Here is a 21,893-nt window from a genome sequence, read left to right as displayed (position 1 = left end):
ACGACACCGACGACACCGACGACACCGAAGACGACGACGGCGACGACGACACCGACGATACTGAAGACGACGGCGAGAGTCTCGGTGACGGCGGCACGCCGGCGGCCGCCGGAGACGCCGAGGACCTAGGCGGGATCCAGGGACCCGACACCGACGAGGAGATGCCGCTCGCGGAACACATCGAGGAGATGATGCGGCGGCTCGCGGTCGTCTTCCTCTTCGGCGGCCTCGCGACGCTCGTCGCGGTGACGGAGTCGACGGACCTCATCAACTACTTCTGGGGGTACCACATCCCCGCGCCGCTCGAGAACCGTCCCCGACTGTACGGGCCGCTGGAACTGCCCCTGACGCGGCTGAAGGTCGCCGGGCTCGCGGGCGTCGTGGTCGGCCTCCCGGCGTTCGTCTACCAGACGTACCGGTTCATGAAGCCCGGCCTCTACGAGAACGAGCGCCGGTACTACCTCGCGGCGGTTCCGACGAGCCTGGTGCTCGGCGGGATCGGGATCGCGTTCGCGCACTTCCTCGTGTTGCCCGCGATCTTCTCGTATTTCACCACGTACACCTCCGACGCCGCGACGATCGCCTTCGGGCTCGCGGAGACGTTCAACCTGATCGTGATCATGCTGGCGTTCATGGCGATCGTCTTCCAGATCCCGCTTTTCATCATGCTCGCGATCATGATGAACCTCGTCACGCGCCTGTGGCTGGAGGACAAACGCCTCATCTTCTGGGGCGCGTTCCTCGGGATCGCGTTCCTGTTCAGCCCCGACCCGACCGGGATGGCCCCGATCATCGTCACGCTCACCATGATCGTCCTCTTCGAGGGAACGCTGGCGATCCTGCGCTGGACCGGGAACTGACCGGATCGGCGCGACGACCTCCCCCGTCAGATCACTTCGGTCACTTCGGTCGCTTCACTCGTTCGCCGACTCGCTTCCCACCGTCTCCACGTCGTACCGGCGGACCAGTTCGTCGACGAAGCGGAGTTTGAGGAGGATCGACGTCAGTCCCGCGACCGCGGCCCGTACGGGATGCTTCCGGTACGCTGCCAGGAGCGCGTACGCGAAGACGGGAAGGTTGATCAGGTTGAGGACGGCGGGATACGACGCCGCGAGGACGTCCTCCTCGCGTTCCTCGATCCACCAGCGCTCGGCGAGGACGACGCGCGTCATCCACGCGTCGTCGTCCGCGGGCGGCGAGAACAGGACGGGGTTCACGACCGTGAACGCGAGCGCGAGCGCCGCGAGTTTCTCGTCGCGTCGGTACGCGGCGTACAACAGAACCGGGGTGAGGAGGACCCGACTCCACCCGCTCTTCGGATTCGCGTGTCGTCGCCAGGCGGCGTCGCGGGCCGACTCGAGGGCGTCCATGCTCCGTCTCGGTCCGCCGGAAGCATAGGGGTTTCTCCGGACCCTCGTTTCACGCCTGCCCGCCGACGATCCACCTCAGTCCCGATCGCCCACGATCCACTTCCGCGAGTAGCTCTCCCCGCAGGTACAGTGGGCGTACGCGTGGATCACGTCGCCCTCGGCGTAGAGGCCACCCACCTCGGGGTTCTCCCCCTCGGCGAACGCGAACACGAACCGGACCTCGTGGTCGTCGCCGGCGGGCGCGTCGTCACCGTCGGCGTCCGCGGCGTCGGCCGCGTCGTCGCCGGCGAACGGACACTCGCCGGCGTCGAGCGATCGGGCGATCTCTCCTTCCGCGGCCATCGCCTCCTTCGCGAACTCCATCGCGCCCATGCCCGTGCCGGCCTGAAACGCCGACCGACCGGTCTCGCCGTCGAGGACGAGCCGGACCCCGTCGTCGGTCTCGGTGCCGACCTCCCGGAGCCGCGAGTCGTCCTCGAGGAACGCGTCGCTCACGTAGAACACGACGTCGTCGAGTCGATCGCCGGCGAGGAACTCCTCGAGCTTGCTCATGCCGGCCGGAGGCGCGTGAACCCTAAAAGGCGTGCGAGTCGCGGCCGTGACGCCGACGGCGGTCGTGTGGTCGGGCTCGGTCGTCGTCGTCGGACCCGGTACTCGCAGTCGGGATCGGTTTCGACGACGACCGATCCCGACTGGACTGGAATCGGGGTAAGTGTTAATACGAACCACGGAGATCCGTCGCCCGATGAGCACGCAGACACCATCCGGAGATCGGCTCGTCGAGTGGGCGAAGCTGGTCGACGAGGACGTCCCGGAGGAGGTCCGGGAGGACTACACCGGCGACCGTTAACTTTCACCCCGCTTCGCGAAGCCTTTAGGCCGACCGCGGCGAAGCGTCGCCGATGGCGACCGAGGCCGCAGGGATCGACCACCCGTTGCTCGTCGACGACTTCCTCCAGCGACGCCGCTACCAGCTCCGGCTCGCGGACGCCGCGATCGACGACCACACGCTGGTGTGTCTCCCGACCGGCCTCGGCAAGACGACGGTGAGCCTGCTCGTCACCGCGAGACGGCTCCACGAGGCGGGCGGAACGGCGCTGTTTCTGGCCCCGACCAAGCCGCTCGTCCAGCAGCACGCGGAGTTCTACCGCGAGGCGACCACGATCCCGGACGACGAGATCGTCGTGTTCACCGGCGACGTGAAGCCCGACGACCGCGCGGCGCTGTTCGCGGACGCTCGCGTCGTGATCGCGACGCCGCAGGTGATCGAGAACGACCTCGTCGGCAATCGGATCTCCGTCCGCGACGTGACCCACCTCACCTTCGACGAGTGCCACCGCGCGACCGGGGACTACGCGTACGTGTACATCGCCGAGCGCTACCACGCCGACGCCGCCGACCCGCTCGTGACGGGGATGTCCGCCTCTCCCGGCGGCGACATCGAGGAGATCGAGACCGTCTGTGAGAACCTCGGGCTGACGAACGTGGAGGTGATGACGGAGGCGGACGCCGACGTCGACGAGTACACCCACGACACCGACGTGCGCTGGGAGCGGGTCACGCTCCCCGAGGAGGTGCTCGCGATCCGTGACGCGCTGAACGAGGTGATCACGGACCGTCTGGAGAAGTTGAAGCATCTCGGCGTGACGAACAAGACGAGCCCGGACCTCTCCCAACGCGACCTCAACGAGATGCGCGGGAAGCTGAAGCGGATGATGGACAACGACCAGTCGGACGGCTACAAGGGAATGAGCACCCACGCCGAGGTGATGAAGCTCCGCCGGGCGGTCGAGCTGGTCGAGACGCAGTCGGTGGAGTCGGTCCGACGCTACTTCGAGCGCCAGCGCGAGGCCGCCCGCTCGTCGGGCGCGTCGAAGGCGAGCCAGCGCATGGTCGCCGACCCCAAAGTGAGAGAAGCGATGCGGAAGGCCGAGTCCTTCGACGGGCTCCATCCCAAGTTCTCGCAGGCGCGGATCCTGCTCGCGGAGACGCTCGGGATCAACGAGGGGGAGCGCGCGATCCTCTTCACGGAGTCCCGCGACACCGCGGAGGCGCTCGTGGAGTTCCTGGAGGCGAGCTTCGACGTCCGGAAGTTCGTCGGCCAGGGCGACAAGGAGGGCTCGGACGGGATGAGCCAGAAACAACAACAGGAGACGCTCGAGGAATTCAAGGCGGGCGATTTCGAGGTGCTCGTCTCCACGAGCGTCGCCGAGGAGGGTCTCGACGTGCCCGAGGTCGACCTCGTCTGTTTCTACGAGCCGGTTCCCACCGCGATCCGCTCGATCCAGCGGAAGGGGCGGACCGGGCGGCAGGCGGAGGGGAAGGTCGTCGTCCTGATGGCCGAGGACACCCGCGACGAGGCGTTCTTCTGGATCTCCAGGCGGCGCGAGAAGGAGATGGCCAGCCAGCTCGCCGACCTGAAGGCCGCCACCGACGACATCCAGGAGTCGGTCGGCGACGACGGACAGGCGGGGCTCGACGCGTTCGCCGAGGACTCGACGGCCGACGGTCCCGGCGGCGATACGGGAGTCGCCGACGCCGAGGACGACGGTGACACGGTCGACGGGGGCGATGCGGCTGACGCCGATGGCGACGACCCCGGCCTCACCGACTTCGCGGCGGAGGCCCGGGAGGGTACCGCCGCCGAGGACGCGACCGCCGCCGGGGAAGACGGGCCCACCGACGATGCCGTCGTCGCGACCGCGGGCGTCGAGGAGGGAGTCGAGGTCGTGATCGACCAGCGCGAGCTCGACTCCTCCATCGCGAAGGACCTCTCGACGCGGAACGGGCTCGTCACTCGGTTGGAGACGCTCGCCGTGGGCGACTACGTCCTCTCGGACCGGGTCGCGGTCGAGCGGAAGTCGGCGGCCGACTTCGTCGACTCCATGCTCGATGCCGATCGCTCGATGTTCGAGCAGGTCGGCGAGCTCTCGCGGGCGTACGCCAGGCCCGTGTTGATCGTCGAGGGGACGAACCTCTACGGCCAGCGCGACATCGACCCCAACGCGATCCGCGGTGCCCTCGCGTCGCTCGCGGTCGACTTCGGCGTCAGCGTCCTCCGGACCGAGGGCGAGACGGACACGACGGAGCTGCTCGCGACCATCGCCAAACGGGAACAGGAGACGCGCGACCGCGAGGTGAGCGTCCACGGCGAGAAGACGACTAAGACCCGCGCGGAACAACAGGAGTACGTCGTCTCCGCCATCGCCGACATCGGCCCGGTCACGGCCCGGTCGCTACTCGAGCACTTCGGCAGCGTCGAGGCGGTGATGACCGCGCGCGAGGACGACCTCCTGGACGTGGAGGGCGTCGGCCCGGTGACCGCCGAACGGATCCGCGAGGTCGTCGGGAGCGAGTACGAGTGAACTACAGCTCGTAGGTTTCCCCGTCGACCGCGAGCGGCTCCACGAACGCCTCCTCCGGCGGGTAGAAGTGCGCGAGGTGGACGAGCCGCGTCCGGTCGGCGTCCAACTCCTCGGCGAGCGCGAGCGCGCCCTCCCGGGTCATGTGTTTCGTGCCGAACGTGCGCGGGACCCCGTCGGGTCCCTCGTGGCGACCGCCGATCGGGTGGTGCTCACACAGCGAGGCGGGGACGATGGCGTCGGCGAGCAGGAGGTCCGCGTCGGCGAGCGCCTCGCGGGAGCGCTCGGGGAGGTCGTAGCTCGTGTCGCCCGTGAGCGAGAGCTTCCCGCCCGTCTCGGGGTCCTCGATGACGACGCCGAAACACAGAAGCGGCGGGTGGTCGACGGGGACGAACCGGACCTCGAGCCCGCACGCCTCGAAGGGCTCGAACGGTTCGCGTGCGTGGACGCCGATCCGGTCCTCGAGGTAGTCGTACTTCCGGCGGATCGTCTCCGCGACGCTCTCGTCGGTCGCCGGGTCCGTCTCGTTCGGCGCGTGAACGGGAAGCCCGTCGACGAGCCGGTAGACGTTGCCGAGCCCGTCGAGGTGGTCGAAGTGGATGTGCGTCACGATCCCGGCGTCGGGAAGCGGGACGTCGTTGTCCAGGAACTGACTCCGGAAGTCCGGACTGAAATCGACCAGCAGCGACTCGTCCGTCCGCTCGTTCTCGACGTGGACCGAGAACCGCGACCGCGACACGCCGCGCTCGCGCGCCTCGCGGCAGGTGTCACAGTCGCAGCCGACGGTGGGCGTCCCCGTGGTGTCGCCGGTTCCGAGGAGGGTGACCCGCATCTCGTGAAGCGCTCCTCGCCGCACGGCCTTAGCGTCCGTGGTCGGGGAACCGCGGTCACGAACCGTCCCGACCATGATATATAAGCGGCCGCCGGGCGAGGTTCGGGTATGCACGACAGCCGCGAACTCGTCCTCGCACGGCTCCCGTCCGGCGTCCCGATCCGCACGACCGTCCACGTCTACGGCGAGGGGACTCTCGTCGACGGCGACGGGGGTCCCGAACTCGACGTCCCCGACGACGGCGGCCCCGTCGTCTACGCGCAGGCGGCCCAACACGGCAGGGAGGTGAACGGCGCGGCCGTCCTCCGGCGGCTTCACGCGCGATTGGTGGACGGTGGTGTCGACGATGACGGTATCGACGGGGAGAGGGGAGAAATGAAGTTCCGCGGGACGCTCGTGAGCGTCCCGGTGGCGGACCCGCTCACGTTCGATCACGTCTCGTACACGACGCCGGAGTCGCTCGACTCGATCAACGCCAACATGAACCGCTGTTGGCCGGGCGACCCCGACGGAACGCTTCACGAGCGCATGGCCGCGCGGCTCTGGCCGTTCGCGAGCGCGGCCGACGCGATCGTCGACCTCCACACCGGGTCGCCGAACATGCTCACGCACACCGTCTACATGCGCGGCGACGAGGCGTGCCGCGGGCTCGCGGAGGCGTTCGGAACCGACCTCCTACTGGCGGAGGCCGCCGGCGACGACGCCGACACGGAGTGGGCCGAGCGGAACTTCGGCGGGAAGTTCCGCGTGGCCGCCACTCGCGAGGGGATCCCGACGATCACGCCGGAGCTCGCTCACAGCCGCGAGATCGTCGAGGAGGCGGTCGAGACGGGCGTCGACGGGATGGTGGGCGTCCTGCGGCGCGAGGACGTGCTTGCCGGGGACCCCGACCCGTGGAACGGGACCGTCGCGCGCAACCACCTCGGGCGGGTGACCGCGGCCGATTCCGGGCTGTTCCGCCCCGAGCCCGACCTCGCGATCGGCGACGAAGTGACGGACGGGCAGCGGCTCGGCGAGGTGTACGACCCGGCGACCTTCGAGACGCTCCAGGTCGCCGAGGCGGACCGCGACGGGATCGTCTACTCGGTCGCCCGCGAGTCGACCGTCACCGCGGGCGCGACGCTGGTCGGCGTCGCCGAGCGGATCGAGGAGTGATCGGGAGACGGAGCGGTCGGGGGAGGGGGAACGCGACGGACCGCCGCCGCGTCACCGCACCCGGATCCGTCCGTCGGCGTCGACCGTGACGAGCAGCCGCTCGCGGACCTCTCGCCCGTACACCGCGTCGCCGGCGCGCTCGCCGATCGTCTTCATCAGGTCCGGCGCGGTCTGGCTCACCTTCACGCCCGCCTCGTCGCAGGCGTCGTACACGCGTTTGGGCGCGTCGTAGAGGTCGGTTCCCTCGGGGATCTCGACGCGGACCGGCGCGGAGAGCGCCTCGGCGAACGCGACCGTCTCTTTCGCGCGTTCGACGTTATCGCGCGCGCTCGCCTCGACGCTGGAGACGTTCGCCCGCGAGGTCCCGAGCCGGTCCGCGATGTCCGACTGCCGGAGCCCCCGCTCGCGGAGCGCGAGGACCTCGGCCTGTCGCTCGGTGAGCACGCTCGCGTCGGCGTCGAAGCCGGCGCGCGCTAACAGTTCCGCGGCGTCGACGTCGTTCCCGTCGTCGACATCGTCCGCGTCGTTCGCGGACGAGGCGTCGTCTGCGACCATGCTTCGCTCGACGGGACGGGTGGTGAAAAAACGGCGGTTTCGGCGGGAAGCGGGCGATCGGGGGGAGCGGGCGATCGAGGGGAAGCGGACCGTCGAGACGAAAAGGAGCGCCAGTAGAACCGGATCGACGGCGTGTGGACTGTCCGTGGGGTGATTCGACCCCGAGCCGTCTCACTTGCCCCAGAAGTTCTCGCGGCTGCCGAGACGCTCGCGGTCGGTTCGGCTCGGACGACCCTCGCGGTCGTCGTCCTCCCCGGATCCCTCGCCGCGGTCGGCGTCGTCCCCCTTCTCGCCCTCATCGCCCTCCTCGTCCGGATCGTCGGGGAGCCGCTCGACGATCTCCTGGGCGGTCGCGTGGCTGGATTTCACGCGGTGGATCGAGACCACGGCGCGGGCGGGCGGGAGCAACCCGTCGACGAGGACGATGAAGCCGTCGTCGGTGCGGCCGACGCCGGCCCCGCTCTCGTGGATGTCGTCGACCTCGACGACGACCTCCTCGCCGGGCTGGACCGGCTGCTGTTTGAGCTCGTATATGGGCATGTCGTAGTGGTTACACCACTCGGCACCTCCCTTGTTGCCGTAGTGTTGACACCCCATGCCCTGGATCCGTTCGTCGAAACTGGGGCAGTCGTCGGCGAGTGGACAGTCCGCCATACAGTAGGTCAGACCGGCGGCGGTTGTAAACGTTTTCGACTCCCCGGGTGTGAAACGCCGAGAACGCCCGGCTCGTTCGGGCGAAAATCGGGAGATCCGGGTTCTCGGTGTGGCCGTCGAGCGACGGTCGGCACGTCGCTCACAGAAACTCGCGAACCTCGGAGTACCACATGTCGTGGTGGTCGACCGCGCCGACCGCGTCCGCGACGTCGACGGCGATGGCGTGCCAGCAGCGCTCGCCCGGGTCCTCGGGGTCGAGGTTGTACGTCGCGTCCGCGCAGTCGCAGCCGCCGTCCTCGACGACGTACTCGTCCTCGTGGCCGACGACGACCGTGAAATCGCGGTACCGCTTCACTCGGCCCTCCCCGACCGCCTCAAGCGCGCGCTGGCCGCGGTCGCCGTGTTCCTCGACGATCGCGGCGGCGATCGGGCCGGTGAGTTCGCCGGCCGCCTCGATCGCCGTCGGCCAGTCGTCGACCGGCTCCATGCTCCGTCGTTCTCGGGCGGTCGGTTAAATCCCGTCGGTCGCGCGGGTCCGGACTCCCGTCGGTCACGCGGATCCGGACCGATCGTCGACGGACGGAGGCCGGATCCGACACGTAGTTTCAAGCCGGTCGTTCACGATGACCGGGTATGGCCGAGACGTGTCCACACTTGGAGTACCGCGAGGAGAACGAGGACCGATCGTTCGAGGTCGCCCGCGCGTTCTGTACCGTGACCGATTCCTTCGTCCAGCCGATGCGCGCCGACATCTGTAACGCCCGATACGGACTCGACCCGGCGACCGACTGCGAGTTCTACGTCGAACCGGACGGTGAGGGGAGCGACGCGGACGACGCGGCGGAGACCGGAAGCGACGGGGGCGACGCGGAGGCCGACCGATGACCTACGACGAGTACCTCGACGGGAAGCCGGTGGTGATCACCGCGGCGCTCACCGGGGGCGTCCACGGGAAGGAGGCGCATCCGGACCTCCCGGAGACGCCCGAGGAGATCGCCGCGGCCGCGTCGGCCTGCGAGGAGGCCGGCGCGAGCGTCCTCCACCTCCACGCGCGCCGCGAGAACGGCGAGCGGGCGTTCTCGACCGAGCGGTTCCAGGAGGTGACCGACGCGGTCCGCGAGGCGACCGACGATGTCGTTATCCAGCACTCGACGGGCGGCACCGCCGCCCCCGACGACCTCCGGCACGAGCCGATCCGAACCGATCCCGCGCCGGAGATGGCGTCGCTCGACATGGGCCCCCTCAACCGCTACGACCGGCTCACCTCGGAGAACACCCGAGAGCTCGTCTCGTCGCTCCACGCGGAGATGCAAGAGCGCGGGATCAAACCCGAGTTGGAGGTGTTCAACGACGGCCACCTCAACGAGTCGCTCGCGATCCTCGATGAGTTCGAGGAGCCGCCGTACCTCAACCTGCTCTTCGGCGGCGGCACCACGTCGCCGCCGCACCCGCGAAACCTGCTGAATCGGGTCGAGGCGCTGCCCGAGAACGTCGAGTTCAACGTGATCGGGTTCGGCCCGCACCAGCTGCCGATGACGACGCAGTCGATGCTCCTCGGCGGGCACGTCCGGGTCGGACTGGAGGACAACCGGTACTACGAGCGGGGCGAACTGGCGACCAACGAGCAGTTGGTCGCGCGGACGGCGCGGATCGCGGAGGAGCTGGGACGACCGGTGGCGACGCCCGCGGAGACGCGGGAGCTGCTGGGGCTGCGGGGGCGGTGAGACCATCGCCGGCGACGGGTGAAGATCGAGATGAGATCGAGATGAGATCGCGGTGGCGTCGTCGGCGCTTCGCGCCGGCTTCAAGCGAGAGCTTCGCTCTCGCCCTGCGCCTCCGAGTGCCCGTGAGGGCACGAGGAGCCCGCGAGGGACGCCGTGAGCGCGTGAAGCGCGCGAACGGCGAGGCTGGGGAGGCGTGAGGTGCGTGGCGGTGCGGTTGGGTGGGGCTCAAAGGGGCAGTCGCGAGGCGGCCGCAGGCGACGTAAGCACTGGAGGGAGTGAGCGAAGCGAACGACCGAAGCGCGCAACGAGCGTGCGGCCGCCTCGCGACTGGGGCTTTGGAAGTTGCGTTCTCGGCGATCCAACTGATGATCTCGTCCGACCGAGCGGCTGGGGATTTGACGGTGTTCACCGCGCCAGCAACGTTTACCACGCCAGCAACGTCGTCTCGTTGATCGACCCCTCCCCTCGAGTAATACCCACGAACGTGCGCATAGAAAAGCATTAGAACCGGCTCGATAACCACGTAAGTGAATGAATCTGTCCGAGCCGGACCACGAGCTCGTCGCCGCGGAGCTCGGCCGGGAGCCGACGGCGGCCGAGGCCGCGCTGTTCGAGAACCTCTGGAGTGAACACTGCGCGTACCGCTCCTCGCGGCCGCTGCTGTCGGCGTTCGAGAGCGAGGGCGACCAGGTCGTCGTCGGTCCCGGCGACGACGCGGCCGTGCTCGCGCTGCCGACCCCCGAGGCGGCCGACACGCCGGCGGCCGAGCGCGACGCCGACGACTACGGCGACACCTACGTCACGTTCGGCGTCGAGAGCCACAACCACCCCTCCTACGTCGACCCGTTCGACGGCGCGGCCACGGGCGTCGGCGGCATCGTCCGCGACACGATGAGCATGGGCGCGTACCCGATCGCCCTCCTCGACTCCCTGTACTTCGGCGGCTTCGAGAGCGAGGAGTCGCGGTACCTCTTCGAGGGCGTCGTCGAGGGGATCTCCCACTACGGCAACTGCATCGGCGTCCCCACGGTCGGCGGCAGCGTCGCCTTCCACGGCGGCTACGAGGGGAACCCGCTCGTCAACGTCGCCTGCGTCGGCGTCACGAACGAGGACCGGCTCGTCACCGCGACCGCCGAGGAGCCCGGGAACGCCCTGGTGCTCGTCGGCAACGCCACCGGCCGCGACGGGCTCGGCGGGGCCTCCTTCGCGAGCGAGGACCTCGCGGAGGACGCCGAGACCGAGGACCGGCCCGCGGTCCAGGTCGGCGACCCCTACGCGGAAAAGCGGCTGATCGAGTGCAACGAGGCGCTCGTCGACGAGGACCTGGTCGTCGCCGCGCGCGACCTCGGCGCGGCCGGGCTCGGCGGGGCCTCCTCCGAACTCGTCGCGAAGGGCGGGCTCGGGGCCGAGATCGACCTCGGGGCGGTCCACCAGCGCGAGCCGAACATGAACGCCCTGGAGATCCTGCTCGCCGAGAGCCAGGAGCGGATGTGTTACGAGGTCGATCCCGCCGACGTCGACCGCGTGCGCGAGCTCGCCGAGCGGTTCGACCTCGGCTGTTCGGTCATCGGCGAAGTGACCGAGGGCAACTACGTCTGTACGTTCGACGGCGAGACGGTCGTCGACGCCGACGCCGAGTTCCTCGCGGACGGCGCGCCCATGAACGATCTCGACTCCACGAAACCGACCCAGCCCGACCGCGACCTGCCGGACCCGGAACTCGAGAGCACATTCGAGGCCGTCGTCTCCGATCCCAACGCCGCAAGCAAGCGCTGGGTGTACCGGCAGTACGACCACGAGGTCGGAACGCGAACCGCGATGAAGCCCGGCGACGACGCCGCGATCGTCGCGATGCGCGAGGCGGCCGCGGGCGGAGAGGACTCCAACGAGGGGACCGGCGTCGGGCTCGCGCTCTCCTCGGGGGCGAACCCCCGCTGGACGAGCGTCGCGCCCTACGACGGCGCCCGTGCGGTCGCGCTGGAGAACGCGACGAACCTCGCGGCCAAGGGGGCGACCCCGCTGGCCGCGGTCGACTGTCTCAACGGCGGCAACCCGGAGAAGCCGGACGTGTACGGCGGGTTCGAGGCGATCGTCGACGGACTGGCGGACGCGTGTACCGCGCTTGACGCGCCCGTCGTCGGCGGCAACGTCTCGCTGTACAACGACAGCGTCGAGGGGCCGATCCCGCCGACGCCGACGCTCGCCCTGCTCGGCACGCGCGCGGGCTACGACGCCCCGCCCGCCCGGCTCGACGCCGACGCGGCGGGCGACTCCGAACTCCTCGTCGTCGGCCCGTCCGGCGACGCGCTCGGCGGCTCGGCGTACCTCGCGGCGGCCGGCGGGACGGACCGGTTCCCGACGCTTCCCGACGAACCCGCCGACCTCGTCTCGTCGCTCGCGTCGATCGCGCGCCACGAGGGCACGCTCGCGACCCACGACGTGAGCGACGGCGGACTCGCCGTCGCGCTCGCCGAACTCGTCGGCCACGGCGCGGGCGCGGACGTCTCGCTACCCGACCACGCGGCAGCCTTCGAGGAGACGCCGGGACGGGTCGTCGTCCAGACGACGAACCCCGACGCGGTCGCCGAGCTGGTCGGCGACCTTCCCGTCTTCCGGCTCGGCGACGTGACGACCGACGGGACGCTGTCGCTGTCGGTCGGTGACGAGTCGGTCGTCGTCGATGCCGACGCGATCCGGGAGCTTCGCGGCGTGATCGAGCGCGAGCTCGCCTGAGACGGTCGGATCGGCCCGGGAGACCCTCCTCCGCTTCGAACCGCCGCGAGCGACACGCTTTTAGGTTCTCCTAAAATATGTGGTCCCAACGAACGGGTGCCGTCCCGCTCGGCACTCGAACCCACATGGCTCACTCCGAACAGACCGACTCACGACAGGCGGCGGACCGCGCGAAGGCGACGGCGTCCGTATCGTCCGCGGCGGCCACGGACGGCCCGGCCGACGGGGCGTCGATCGATGGGATCCCGACCGACGAAGCACCCGACAGCTCGTCCGCCGAGGCCGTCCTGTCGCTCTCGAACGTCACCAAGGAGTTCGGCCCCGAGCGCGCGGTCGACGGGGTCTCCCTCGAGGTTCGCTCCGGCGAACTGCTCACCTTCCTCGGCCCGTCCGGCTGCGGGAAGACCACGACGCTGCGGATGGTCGCGGGGCTCGAGGAACCCACCGCGGGATCGATCACGCTCGCCGACGAGACGGTCGCCGACGCCGACGACGGTGGTGCGTTCGTCGCGCCCGAGCGCCGCGACGTGGGCATCGTCTTCCAGAACTTCGCGCTGTTCCCGCACCTCACCGTGCGCGAGAACGTCGCGTTCGGGCTGGAGGACGCCGACGACGCCGAGACGACGGCTCGAGTGGACGAGCTGCTCGAGCTCGTCGAGATGACCGAGCACGGCGACAAGACGCCCGACCAGCTCTCCGGCGGGCAGAAACAGCGGATCGCGCTGGCGCGGTCGCTCGCGCCCGAGCCGGACGTGCTCCTCCTCGACGAGCCGTTCTCGAACCTCGACGTGCGCCTGCGCGTCGAGATGCGCGAGGAGGTGCGCCGCATCCTGAAGGCCGCGGGCGTCACCGCGATCTCGGTCACCCACGACCAGGAGGAGGCGCTCTCCATCTCCGACCGCGTCGCCGTGATGAACGACGGCTCCATCGAGCAGGTGGGTCGCCCCGAGAGCGTCTTCGAGCAGCCCGAGTCGAAGTTCGTCGCCTCCTTCCTCGGGCGGGCGTCCTTCCTCGAGGGCCGCCTCCGGGAGGGGCAGGTCGAGACCGGCGTCGGCCGCTTCAACGCCGCCACGCTGGAGGGGTACGACACCACCTACGACGGCGCGCCCGTCGACGTGCTCGTTCGACCGGACGACCTGCGCGCGACGCCCGCCGACGAGGACGTCGCCGACGGCGTCGTCGTCTCCAGACAGTACGTCGGGCCCTCGTTCATCTACCGGGTCGAGCTCGACTCCGGCGAGGCGGTCCACTGCCTCCACAACCACGTCGAGGAGTTCGAGCTCGACCAGCCGGTGAGCATCGACCTCATCGCCGACCACCCGCTGGCGTGGTACCCGCGGTAGGTGCTCTCAAAAGGACGTTCGTCGACCGGCTCTTCTCGCGCGTCTAGATCAGTACCGCCGGCACTACGTACGCGATCAGCAGACCGACGAGCGTGATCGCCGCGCCGATGCCGACCTCGCGACCCCCGAACTCCTGCATCGGGGCGGTCACGCGCTTCTCGGGGTCGGACTCGTGGGAGTGGTCATCCATGTTCGGGAGTGTGATCGCCGGATACAAAAACGCACCTGAACGGGGCGGCGGATCCGACGCTCGATGGGTCGTTTCTCGGAAAAAACCTCGGAGAGATTTATCCGACACCGTGTGGATAGACACGTATGACTGGCGTCGAACTCACCGATCGCGGGCTCGTCGTCGATCGGGAACCGAACCGGCTCGACGAGCTCGCGATCGGCTTTTCGGAGGTTCTCCGTCGGCTCGACATCGACCACGTCTTCGTCGCCGGCTACGTCTCGATCCTCGCCGGCCGATCGCGGTCGACCGAGGACATCGACGTGTTCATCGAACGCTGTCCGGCCGACCGGCTCGACCAGCTCGTTGCCGAGCTGGAACGCGAGGGATACTGGGGTCCCGCGATGCCGCTCTCCGAGATGTACGGAAACCTCTCGAACGACACGAAGGTCTGGGTCGCTCCGGACGGGGAGATGACGCCCCATCTCGAAGTGAAGTTCCCGGGCGACGAGTTCGACGAGGCGTCGCTTCGGAACGCGATCGACGCCCACGTCGGCGACCACACGATCCCCATCGGTCCGCTCGAGCTACAGATCGCGTACAAGCTCTCGCTCGGCGGTCGAACCGACCTCGAGGACACCGCGCACCTCTACGCGGTGTTCGGAGAAACGCTTTCCCCGACTCGTCTCGAAGCGTGGGTCGAACGACTCGACGTCGAGGACCGGTATGAACGACTCACGAACGTCTGATGCGGATCCAAACCCGGATGCCGACCCGGATCGACCGCCGCGCTACGAGCAGGTGATTCGCTGGGCGGAGTACATCAAAACCCACCCACCGGAGGTGTGGGGACCACAGCAGAACGCGGTCGTGAACGGGCAGCTCGAGAGCGCGAAGGCGGTCGACGTGAGCGCCGAGGAGCGAGAACGGGTCCGGGAGTTCGCGGACGACGTGTTGCGGGCGGAACGCGAGGGTGACGAGGACGAACCGGAACGGGACGAGGAGTAACTCGGCTCCGGCTTCCTTACTCGTAGAGGATCTCGTCGATGTCGTCCTCGTCAGTTTCGACCCCGGAACTGACTCGTCCCTGACGCATTCGCTTCTTCTCGGCATCCGACAGCGGAATCGCCATCTCACTGCGCGATCGTTTGCGGGCCGTAATAACCGTTACTCGAACGACTCCAGCTTCCGGACGACCTTCGTGTACACGTCCGGGGCGACGTACCAGCCGGCGTCGATCATCGAGTCGATCGTCTCGCGACCCTCGTCGGACGAGAGGTCGCCGCGTTTCACGGCCGAGAGGACGACGTACGCGGCGGACGACGTCCTCCGGAGTCCGGTCGTACCAGGGATCCGGCATGCGTCCATGAAGTTCCCGAGGAGTCATGATGCATCCGCGTTCGACCGGCCGTAGTACGTCGTCAACACGGCGTGTGTCCGGAACAGTGCCAGGTACGGCCGATGGCGTCGATCTCGCCGCGGATCGCGTCTCTGACGTACGAGAGCGCGGCGTCGTGAACTGGGGAACCTATATGTGCGAGAGTGATCACATCTCTGTTATAGAAGTTACTGATCACAATACAAAAAATACAGTTTATTCAGGCTCATTGCTGCACTTTCTGTGGATATTGTGAAAGTTTACTGGATAATAATATATTTTGAGTTACTACTAACTCCTCTAGTCTACTGTGACCAATATAAGATCGAACAGCAATATATATTTACAATATATACAATACGATATATTACTTATTATTATTCATTATAACTATTAAATTCGAATGTGGCTTGACCTGCGAGTTTATCATCGGTACTCGCATCCTCGCCACTCGTGTCTACACGAACAACAATGTACCAAGTTTCGCCGGGGTTAAGAGCTCTATTCTCAGCATTACCGTCTCCAAGAGTGAGCGGTGTATCCTCTCCACGTGAACCGTGTTGACCTTGGTCGGGCCACTGCTGCGAGCGTGCCCACTTTGGCCGGCCTGCAAAGTGCCCATCACCATCAAATACTTCGAATTCAATGTATGATTGATAGTTTTGATCCCAAGAAGCACTACCATTGACCCAACTCCGATCGTAGTCATAAGTCAAGGTCATTGAGTACGATTGCCCACTGTCGTCTTGGTTGACAATCTTAAATGCGTAGTTGGATTCCGGACTCTCAGAGTCTCCCCAAGTATAAACAGAATCAATGTTAACTCCTTCTCCTTCATCACCGCTTAGATCGAGTTCAAGAGCTCCCGATTCATTGGCAGAAATATCGGGATCATTACCCCCCATAAGCGCAATTTGTGCGTCTGCGTCTCCTGAAACGTCGACAGTTACGGATCGATCTTCCAGTGTCGCGGTTGTGAAAGCACCCGTACCCATCGCAGCTGCGCTTCCAGTGGACAATGCACCCAGACCGATTACGAATTTGCGTCGTTGCATGGTTGGTCTACCTCTGTTACCGCACGCGACCCGCCCTCGGGAACACAGGACATCCCGTGTCACCCCGGGTCGCTCTACTTCACCCATGGGACGTATCCCATATCGTTATGAGTCGGCAGAAGATGTTCTGACAATGGCTGAAGCTGATTCTGGACTGGTCTGTAACCGTTCTGGAGTCCCTCTGTATGCTTCAGGCGGACCCTTCGGCGACGAAATCTTATATTCCTCTTAGAACTAACCGCACATATCTATCGAGAACTCCGGACTCAACTACGATCGATTACTCACAACTCGGGGGTTCGTTTACGTGGACACCAGGCCCCCCGTCGGGGCCATTAAACTTACACGCACTTTCGTCCCAACCTGGATGTCGATAGATGCTGCCATTGACTTCGACAGCAACGATCCAGTCTGTGAGATTTTCGTTTTTGTTTGGTTCTATATCGACAGTCTGGGGAGACGACAGCGAGTTCTGCTTGTCCTGTTCCGATGAACTCCCGTTTGGAATACTATATGCCTTGATTTCGATGGTATCGTTATTTTCAGTCTGACTCTCGACGTTGATCGTCCCTTTACCGTTGTAATGGACCACACTGGATGACTCCGTCTTCTCTCGCGTAACGGTGAATTGGCGTGTCTCGGTATCACCGAACACTTCGGCAGACACGCCAGCTCCCTTGACCTGAATCGTGACGGCGACCTTGATCTCGTCGCCGGGCTCAAATGTCGGCGTTGCTGTGACTGTCGCAGGATCTCCCGGACTGATATCACCGTCCGGTATGTTCAACTCACCAAAGAATTCGCCACCGTCGTCGATAGCGGCGTCGACAAATTCGATCTCCTGAGTGAACCGGTTCGTTACAGTAACCAGATCGATCGTTCCGTCGTCGTTCAGATCGTTGGGGAGCGTTCGGTCATCTGATCGGTATCCCACGAACGCCTGATCGTCGCTCACCACATCCACCGATACACCCCGCTCTGCCTCCATGCTGCTGAACGCCCCCGTGCCGACGCTCATCGCCCCGGAACTCGCCCCGCCGAGCAGGAGGATGAGGTTTCGTCGTTTCATGTAGAGAACCCCTCTTGGGCTGACCGACGTGTTCTACCCGTATGGTTATGCGTCGCCAGAAGACCGGTACGGAGCGCTTGAACTCGAAGCGAGCCCTCCGATACCGTCCTCACTGGAGTTCCGGCGGCTTCTCCAGCTCCCCGACCTTCATCTCTCTCGTGTAGTACAGGTGCGCGATCGAGGAGAACGCGAAGGCGATCACGACCGCCAGCGTCCACGCGAGGTCCGGAAGCAGGAGGAACGGCCACGCCTCCATCCAGACCGCGCCCACGAGCGCGAGCGCGACCCCGGAAAGACCGACGTAGTAGAGGCTCCACGGGATCTCCTTCCCCTCGACCACGTCCATGTAGAGGTCGATGTTCTCGAGCGCGACCGTGGGCTCGACCACCCCTCGGTCCTTGTTGAACTCGACGACGCCGGCACGGTCCATCTTCGGCAGGTGTGACTGCTGGAGCGCGGTGTAGACGCGCTTGCGCTCGTTGCCCGTGATCTCCACCGGCTCGACGTCGTTCTCCCAGGCCGCGATCTGCTCGGCCATCTCCCCGATCTCCATCCGTTGCTCCTCCCGTTTCAACAGGTGCACCGCGAACCGTCGTCGCTGGTTCGCGAGCACCTCGTACAGTTCGTCGTCGGCGATGTCGATACCGACGTCAGAGGGCCCCCCGTCGATCTGCTGTGCCGACGCCATTTACGTCTGACACATATGATCCAATCTACATAAATCCTCGGATCGTGATAGAGAATTGAGAACTTCTCGTGAGTAAAATTCGTCTCCTCTCTCTCCGGCAAAATCTCGTATTACCGCCGATTGAGGGCTGAAACCGGTGTTCTCCGATCTTCATCATGCGATATCGTGGCTGGGAATCCTCTCTACGTTTCCGTTCGTTTACACATATTTTGCCGGATCATGCGGATTCAGACCGATCGTGAACGGTCGGTGAGTGGTCTTCAGACCGAGCCTGAAACGGTCCGACCACCGTTCAAACGGAGGCGGAAGCAAGTCTCCGGTATTCAATCGGTTCTGGAAATACTTCTGGTATTTCATAACGATATGGGTCGGGTTCCATGGGTGAAGTGAAGCGATGCTGCGTGATGCGGGAACTCCCGTGTCGGTGTACGTGGCGTCGCGTGCGAACACAACGAGGTCAACAACTATGACAAACCGACGCAAGTTCATCGCCGGCCTGGGCGCATTGGCTACGGGTAGTGCAGCTGCAATGGGTACTGGGGCATTTACGAGCGTGGAAGCGGAGCGAGGTGTCTCCGTTAACACTGCTGGTGACGCTAACGCATATCTTGGTCTCTCTAGCGACAACGATTTTGTCACCAACAATAACGGAGATCAACTCTCTATAGATCTCGGTGGGCCAGGGAACGGAAAGGGTGGACTCGGGTTCAACCGAAACGCGGCTACTGTGGTTCCGGAAGTTTTCAAAATCACTAACCAGGGACAGGATCGGGTTCGTATCTCTCTCGAATACTCCGGACAGGGAAGCGTCGCCAGTGAAGTAGACAACGTGGGTCTCGATGACGGCGAAGGAGTATACTTCGAGGTTTCCGACGATGGCGGGGGTACTGATATCTCGCCGGGTAACTCGACCACCGTCGACGTCGCCGTGGTTGAAACGGACGGAAACTCGGTTTCCGGCGGTACGCTCACGATCAACGCCGACGAAGTATAACGTACTGAGTCCCGCCATTCAGTGAGACCTCTTTTTATAACAACGACTGAATCACTCGTTCTCGGTTCAAGATCTATCCGCTAATTTCCACCCACAATGACACCCTTCAGTGACTTCAGGCACCGCATAATCAAGGACCCCCCGGGCGTAACTACAACCGACTGAATGCCCACCGCCCGCCGCACCGCGATCCTCGCCGTCCTCCTCGTAGCCGCGGGCTCGCTCGCGTTCGCGACGGGCGCGGCGGTCCTCGACGGGGAGGCGGACACCCTCGCCGACGACCGGATCGCGGTCCAGCCCGCGGACGGGCCCAACGGCGACTACGCGTACCTGAACGACGACGACGAGATCGCGATCGACGTCTCCGCGTCGAACCCGAACCTCCGGAACTCCAGCTTCGAGGGCGTGAACGTCGATTCTCAGGGTACCATCGACGACGTCTTCACGATCACCTACACCGCCGACCGGTCCGCCGAGGTCTGGATCGAACAGGACGACGCCGGCGAGGAGGGCGACGGAAACCTGACGTTCGTCCACGCGGACGGCTCGATCGAGAACGAGTCGAACGGCGTCACCCTCGCGCCGAACGAGTCGGTCTCGGTCGGTCTCCGGTTCGACACCCACGGCGCGGAGGCGGGGACGCGCCTCGGCGCGGACGAGTTCTCGATCCACGCGAACGTCACGGATCCGGAGTCGGAGACGATGACGACCGCGGACGACGACTCCGACTCCTCGGGCCCGAGGACCCTCGTCACGGGCTCCGGAGCCGAGCGAAGCCTCAGTGCGAGCGACGTCGACGGAGGCGACACGGTCCGGTTCGGGACCGACGGAATGCCGATCGACCGATCGAACGTCACGCTCGACCGCCTCGAGCTCGAGGGCGTCTCCGTCGAGCGCGTCGAGATGACCGCCGGCGGCAGCCCGGAGGCGTTCCCCGATGCTGGCGACCTCGAGACCTCGCAGACCCCGATCCCGCTCGGCTACCTCTCGCTCGCGTACGACTTCGACCCCGAGAGCGTCGGCTCGATGCGCCTCCGGTTCAGTATCGACCGGGAGTACCTCGGCGACGCGGACCCCGAGGACGTGACCGTCTTCCGCCGGAGCGACGGCGAGTCCGACGGCGACTGGGAACCCCGCGAGACCGAAGTCCTCGACGAGGAAGCCGTCGAGGTACGCGGACTCCCCGAGGATCGGGTCCACTTCGTCGCGACCACCGACGACTTCTCGACGTTCGCGGTGGCGGTCCACACCGACCGGATCGGCGTCGAGGAGGCCGAACTCGCCGACGACGCCGTCGAGACCGGCGCCGAGACGACCGTGACCGCGACCGTCGAGAACACGGGCGGCGCGGCCGGGGAGCGGGCCCTGTCGCTCACCGCCGACGGCGACACGCTCGACTCGACGGACGTGACGCTCGCCCCGAACGAGTCGACGACCGTCTCGTTCCCGGTCGCCTTCGAGGAGGACGGCGCGTACGACCTCGCGGTGGGGGGAACGCCGGCCGGAACCCTCCTCGTCGGTGACGGAACCGACTCGAGCGACGGAGGGGATCGGGCCGCCACGGACGGCGGAGACGCGGACGCGGACGGGTCCGGATCGGGCGCGTCAGACGACGAGCCGGGATCCGGCGCGTCCGACGACGACGAGCCATCGACCGACGCCCCGACCGAGGAGCCGGGCGGGTTCGGGCTCCCGGAACTCGCGGGCGTGACGGGAGTACTCGCCGTGCTCCTCGGGTGGTTGGCGGTGATCCGACGAATGCCGCGTTCCTGACCGCTCGCGGCGACAGGGATTTACTGTCGGCCGCTGACGGTGTAGTCGTGACGAATCGGTCGATCGATTCGAGCGTCCGTGGCGTGGATCCATCGCTTCGCGAGGTCCTTCGCTCGCGGGCCCGCCCGATCGACCTCCTCGTCCTGCTCGCCGTCCCGGTCGTCCTCCTCGCGGTCTTCACGCTCCCGGAGGCGACCCGCCGATCGCTCGCGTTCGCGTACCACGACCCGACCGTGCTCACGGCGTTTTCCGCCCACTACGTCCACCTCGAGGCCGACCACCTGCTCGCGAACGTCGCCGCCTACGGCCTGCTCACCGGCGTCGGCTACCTGTTGGCGGTCGCGAGCCGACAACGTCGGTTCTTCTTCACCGCGCTCGCGACGTTCTGTCTCGCGTTCCCGTTCGCGCTCTCCGCGTTGAACCTCGCCGTTCCGCGGCGCGCGATCGGCTTCGGCTTCTCCGGGATCAACATGGCGTTCGCGGGACTCCTCCCGCTTCTCCTCGCCGCGTTCGTCCACGAACACCTCTCGGAGCCCGGATTCGCCTCCGCGAACCCGTCGCCACGGTCCGGAGGCCCGCAGCACGTCCCGCTCTCCGACTCCGCTCCGGTCCGACTGCTCCCGGCGACCTTCCTCGTCGTCGTCGGCTGGATCGGCGTCCTCGCGCTACCGGCCTCGGCCGACCTGACGGGGCTCGTCGGCCCCGCCGTCCTCCTCGGCGGCTCGCTTCTCGGCGCGCACGAGCTCCTGTCGACCTCGCCGGAGGGCCGACCGTCCCTTCGGGACGGCCTCAGTCGGACGGTCGGTCGCCCCGGGTACGGCGACCTCTTCCTCGTCGGTGCAGCCCTGGCGGTCGCGTACCCGGCCGTCGGATTCCCGGCGGAGCCGTCGGTCGACGGCGGCGTGATGAACCTCTACGTCCACCTCCTCGGCTTCTGTCTCGCCTTCATCGGCCCGTACACGTTGCTCGCGGTCGGCGCGTTCGACCACCGGTCGTTGAGTTCCGAGACCCGCTCCGACCTACGAATCGATTGACACGA

22 protein-coding genes and 1 pseudogene are annotated in these 21,893 nt (G+C 66.5%); 12 read left to right on the top strand and 11 right to left on the bottom strand.

Annotation, left to right across the window (positions count from 1 at the left end):
- A partial coding sequence (locus tag OKW78_RS09215; protein ID WP_281194892.1) for a twin-arginine translocase subunit TatC occupies positions 1–860 on the top strand: 860 nt, incomplete at its 5' end.
- 54 nt (positions 861–914) lie between these two features.
- Here OKW78_RS09215 and OKW78_RS09210 read toward each other — a convergent pair.
- Both OKW78_RS09210 and OKW78_RS09205 read right to left on the bottom strand, forming a co-directional pair.
- On the bottom strand, positions 915–1,370 hold the full coding sequence (locus tag OKW78_RS09210; RefSeq protein ID WP_281194891.1) for a DUF6653 family protein: 456 nt from the start codon (positions 1,368–1,370) through the stop codon (positions 915–917).
- Positions 1,371–1,445: 75 nt separating this feature from the next.
- Positions 1,446–1,922, bottom strand: coding sequence for a DUF5807 family protein (locus tag OKW78_RS09205; RefSeq protein WP_281194890.1), 477 nt, complete (start codon positions 1,920–1,922; stop codon positions 1,446–1,448).
- A gap of 350 nt (positions 1,923–2,272) precedes the next feature.
- Here OKW78_RS09205 and OKW78_RS09200 point away from each other — a divergent pair, with 350 nt between their 5' ends.
- Positions 2,273–4,735 (top strand): DEAD/DEAH box helicase, encoded by a 2,463-nt coding sequence (locus OKW78_RS09200; protein ID WP_281194889.1) that lies wholly within the window; start codon positions 2,273–2,275, stop codon positions 4,733–4,735.
- A gap of 1 nt (position 4,736) precedes the next feature.
- On the opposite strand, the gene OKW78_RS09195 is transcribed toward OKW78_RS09200, so the two are convergent.
- A complete protein-coding gene (locus OKW78_RS09195; protein WP_281194888.1) occupies positions 4,737–5,564 on the bottom strand; it encodes an MBL fold metallo-hydrolase in 828 nt (275 codons plus the stop codon).
- A gap of 108 nt (positions 5,565–5,672) precedes the next feature.
- Between OKW78_RS09195 and OKW78_RS09190 the strand changes: the two genes are divergently transcribed.
- A complete protein-coding gene (locus OKW78_RS09190) occupies positions 5,673–6,719 on the top strand; it encodes a succinylglutamate desuccinylase/aspartoacylase family protein (protein WP_281194887.1) in 1,047 nt (348 codons plus the stop codon).
- Positions 6,720–6,770: 51 nt separating this feature from the next.
- Here the strand turns inward: OKW78_RS09190 and OKW78_RS09185 are convergent, their stop codons facing one another.
- The 3 genes from OKW78_RS09185 to OKW78_RS09175 all read right to left on the bottom strand — a co-directional run bounded on the left by OKW78_RS09185 (position 6,771) and on the right by OKW78_RS09175 (position 8,415).
- On the bottom strand, positions 6,771–7,274 hold the full coding sequence (locus OKW78_RS09185; protein WP_281194886.1) for a Tfx family DNA-binding protein: 504 nt from the start codon (positions 7,272–7,274) through the stop codon (positions 6,771–6,773).
- A 171-nt stretch (positions 7,275–7,445) separates the two neighbouring features.
- Positions 7,446–7,928 (bottom strand): TRAM domain-containing protein, encoded by a 483-nt coding sequence (locus OKW78_RS09180; RefSeq protein ID WP_281194885.1) that lies wholly within the window; start codon positions 7,926–7,928, stop codon positions 7,446–7,448.
- Positions 7,929–8,067: 139 nt separating this feature from the next.
- Complete coding sequence (locus tag OKW78_RS09175; RefSeq protein ID WP_281194884.1) at positions 8,068–8,415, bottom strand: hypothetical protein; 348 nt, start codon at positions 8,413–8,415, stop codon at positions 8,068–8,070.
- Positions 8,416–8,561: 146 nt separating this feature from the next.
- On the opposite strand from OKW78_RS09175, the gene OKW78_RS09170 reads away from it, so the two are divergent.
- The 4 genes from OKW78_RS09170 (at position 8,562) to OKW78_RS09155 (ending at position 13,728) form a co-directional block, all read left to right on the top strand.
- Entirely contained in the window at positions 8,562–8,813 is a 252-nt protein-coding gene (locus tag OKW78_RS09170) for a hypothetical protein (protein WP_281194883.1), read from the top strand.
- Positions 8,810–9,652, top strand: a complete 843-nt coding sequence (locus OKW78_RS09165) for a 3-keto-5-aminohexanoate cleavage protein (protein ID WP_281194882.1) — start codon at positions 8,810–8,812, stop codon at positions 9,650–9,652. Before OKW78_RS09170 ends, OKW78_RS09165 begins: the two co-directional genes overlap by 4 nt.
- 531 nt (positions 9,653–10,183) lie before the next feature.
- Positions 10,184–12,385 (top strand): phosphoribosylformylglycinamidine synthase subunit PurL, encoded by a 2,202-nt coding sequence (purL, locus tag OKW78_RS09160; protein ID WP_281194881.1) that lies wholly within the window; start codon positions 10,184–10,186, stop codon positions 12,383–12,385.
- Between the two features lie 77 nt (positions 12,386–12,462).
- Positions 12,463–13,728 (top strand): ABC transporter ATP-binding protein, encoded by a 1,266-nt coding sequence (locus OKW78_RS09155; RefSeq protein ID WP_281194880.1) that lies wholly within the window; start codon positions 12,463–12,465, stop codon positions 13,726–13,728.
- Positions 13,729–13,771: 43 nt separating this feature from the next.
- Here OKW78_RS09155 and OKW78_RS09150 read toward each other — a convergent pair whose 3' ends face one another.
- Entirely contained in the window at positions 13,772–13,918 is a 147-nt protein-coding gene (locus OKW78_RS09150; protein ID WP_281194879.1) for a hypothetical protein, read from the bottom strand.
- Positions 13,919–14,043: 125 nt separating this feature from the next.
- On the opposite strand from OKW78_RS09150, the gene OKW78_RS09145 reads away from it, so the two are divergent.
- Together OKW78_RS09145 and OKW78_RS09140 are read left to right on the top strand one after the other, a co-directional pair.
- On the top strand, positions 14,044–14,646 hold the full coding sequence (locus OKW78_RS09145) for a hypothetical protein (protein ID WP_281194878.1): 603 nt from the start codon (positions 14,044–14,046) through the stop codon (positions 14,644–14,646).
- The gene (locus tag OKW78_RS09140) at positions 14,624–14,905 is read left to right on the top strand and encodes a hypothetical protein (protein ID WP_281194877.1); all 282 of its coding nucleotides are present in this window, start codon (positions 14,624–14,626) and stop codon (positions 14,903–14,905) included. Before OKW78_RS09145 ends, OKW78_RS09140 begins: the two co-directional genes overlap by 23 nt.
- A gap of 159 nt (positions 14,906–15,064) precedes the next feature.
- On the opposite strand, the pseudogene OKW78_RS09135 reads toward OKW78_RS09140, so the two are convergent.
- The 4 genes and pseudogenes from OKW78_RS09135 to OKW78_RS09120 form a co-directional block, all read right to left on the bottom strand.
- Positions 15,065–15,211 (bottom strand): annotated as a pseudogene (locus OKW78_RS09135) (DUF3368 domain-containing protein); the annotation flags it as partial.
- A 441-nt stretch (positions 15,212–15,652) separates the two neighbouring features.
- Positions 15,653–16,330 carry a hypothetical protein gene (locus OKW78_RS09130; protein ID WP_281194875.1) on the bottom strand — a complete coding sequence of 226 codons (678 nt, stop codon included), beginning with the start codon at positions 16,328–16,330 and terminating at the stop codon, positions 15,653–15,655.
- 280 nt (positions 16,331–16,610) lie between these two features.
- Complete coding sequence (locus tag OKW78_RS09125) at positions 16,611–17,399, bottom strand: hypothetical protein (protein ID WP_281194874.1); 789 nt, start codon at positions 17,397–17,399, stop codon at positions 16,611–16,613.
- 109 nt (positions 17,400–17,508) lie between these two features.
- Entirely contained in the window at positions 17,509–18,087 is a 579-nt protein-coding gene (locus OKW78_RS09120) for a hypothetical protein (RefSeq protein ID WP_281194873.1), read from the bottom strand.
- A gap of 466 nt (positions 18,088–18,553) precedes the next feature.
- Here OKW78_RS09120 and OKW78_RS09115 point away from each other — a divergent pair, with 466 nt between their 5' ends.
- From OKW78_RS09115 to OKW78_RS09105, 3 genes are all read left to right on the top strand, one after another.
- Positions 18,554–19,081 carry a hypothetical protein gene (locus tag OKW78_RS09115; RefSeq protein WP_281194872.1) on the top strand — a complete coding sequence of 176 codons (528 nt, stop codon included), beginning with the start codon at positions 18,554–18,556 and terminating at the stop codon, positions 19,079–19,081.
- A 165-nt stretch (positions 19,082–19,246) separates the two neighbouring features.
- Positions 19,247–20,854 (top strand): CARDB domain-containing protein, encoded by a 1,608-nt coding sequence (locus OKW78_RS09110; protein WP_281194871.1) that lies wholly within the window; start codon positions 19,247–19,249, stop codon positions 20,852–20,854.
- A gap of 47 nt (positions 20,855–20,901) precedes the next feature.
- Complete coding sequence (locus OKW78_RS09105; RefSeq protein ID WP_281194870.1) at positions 20,902–21,888, top strand: hypothetical protein; 987 nt, start codon at positions 20,902–20,904, stop codon at positions 21,886–21,888.
- The last annotated feature ends 5 nt before the right edge of the window (positions 21,889–21,893 follow it).

Origin of the sequence: Halorubrum sp. F4 (genome assembly GCF_027257195.1) — an archaeon.
Taxonomy (GTDB): Archaea; Halobacteriota; Halobacteria; order Halobacteriales; family Haloferacaceae; genus Halorubrum.
The sequence above is the reverse complement of the archived record's forward strand: the minus strand, read 5'-3'. Positions and strand labels throughout refer to the sequence as shown.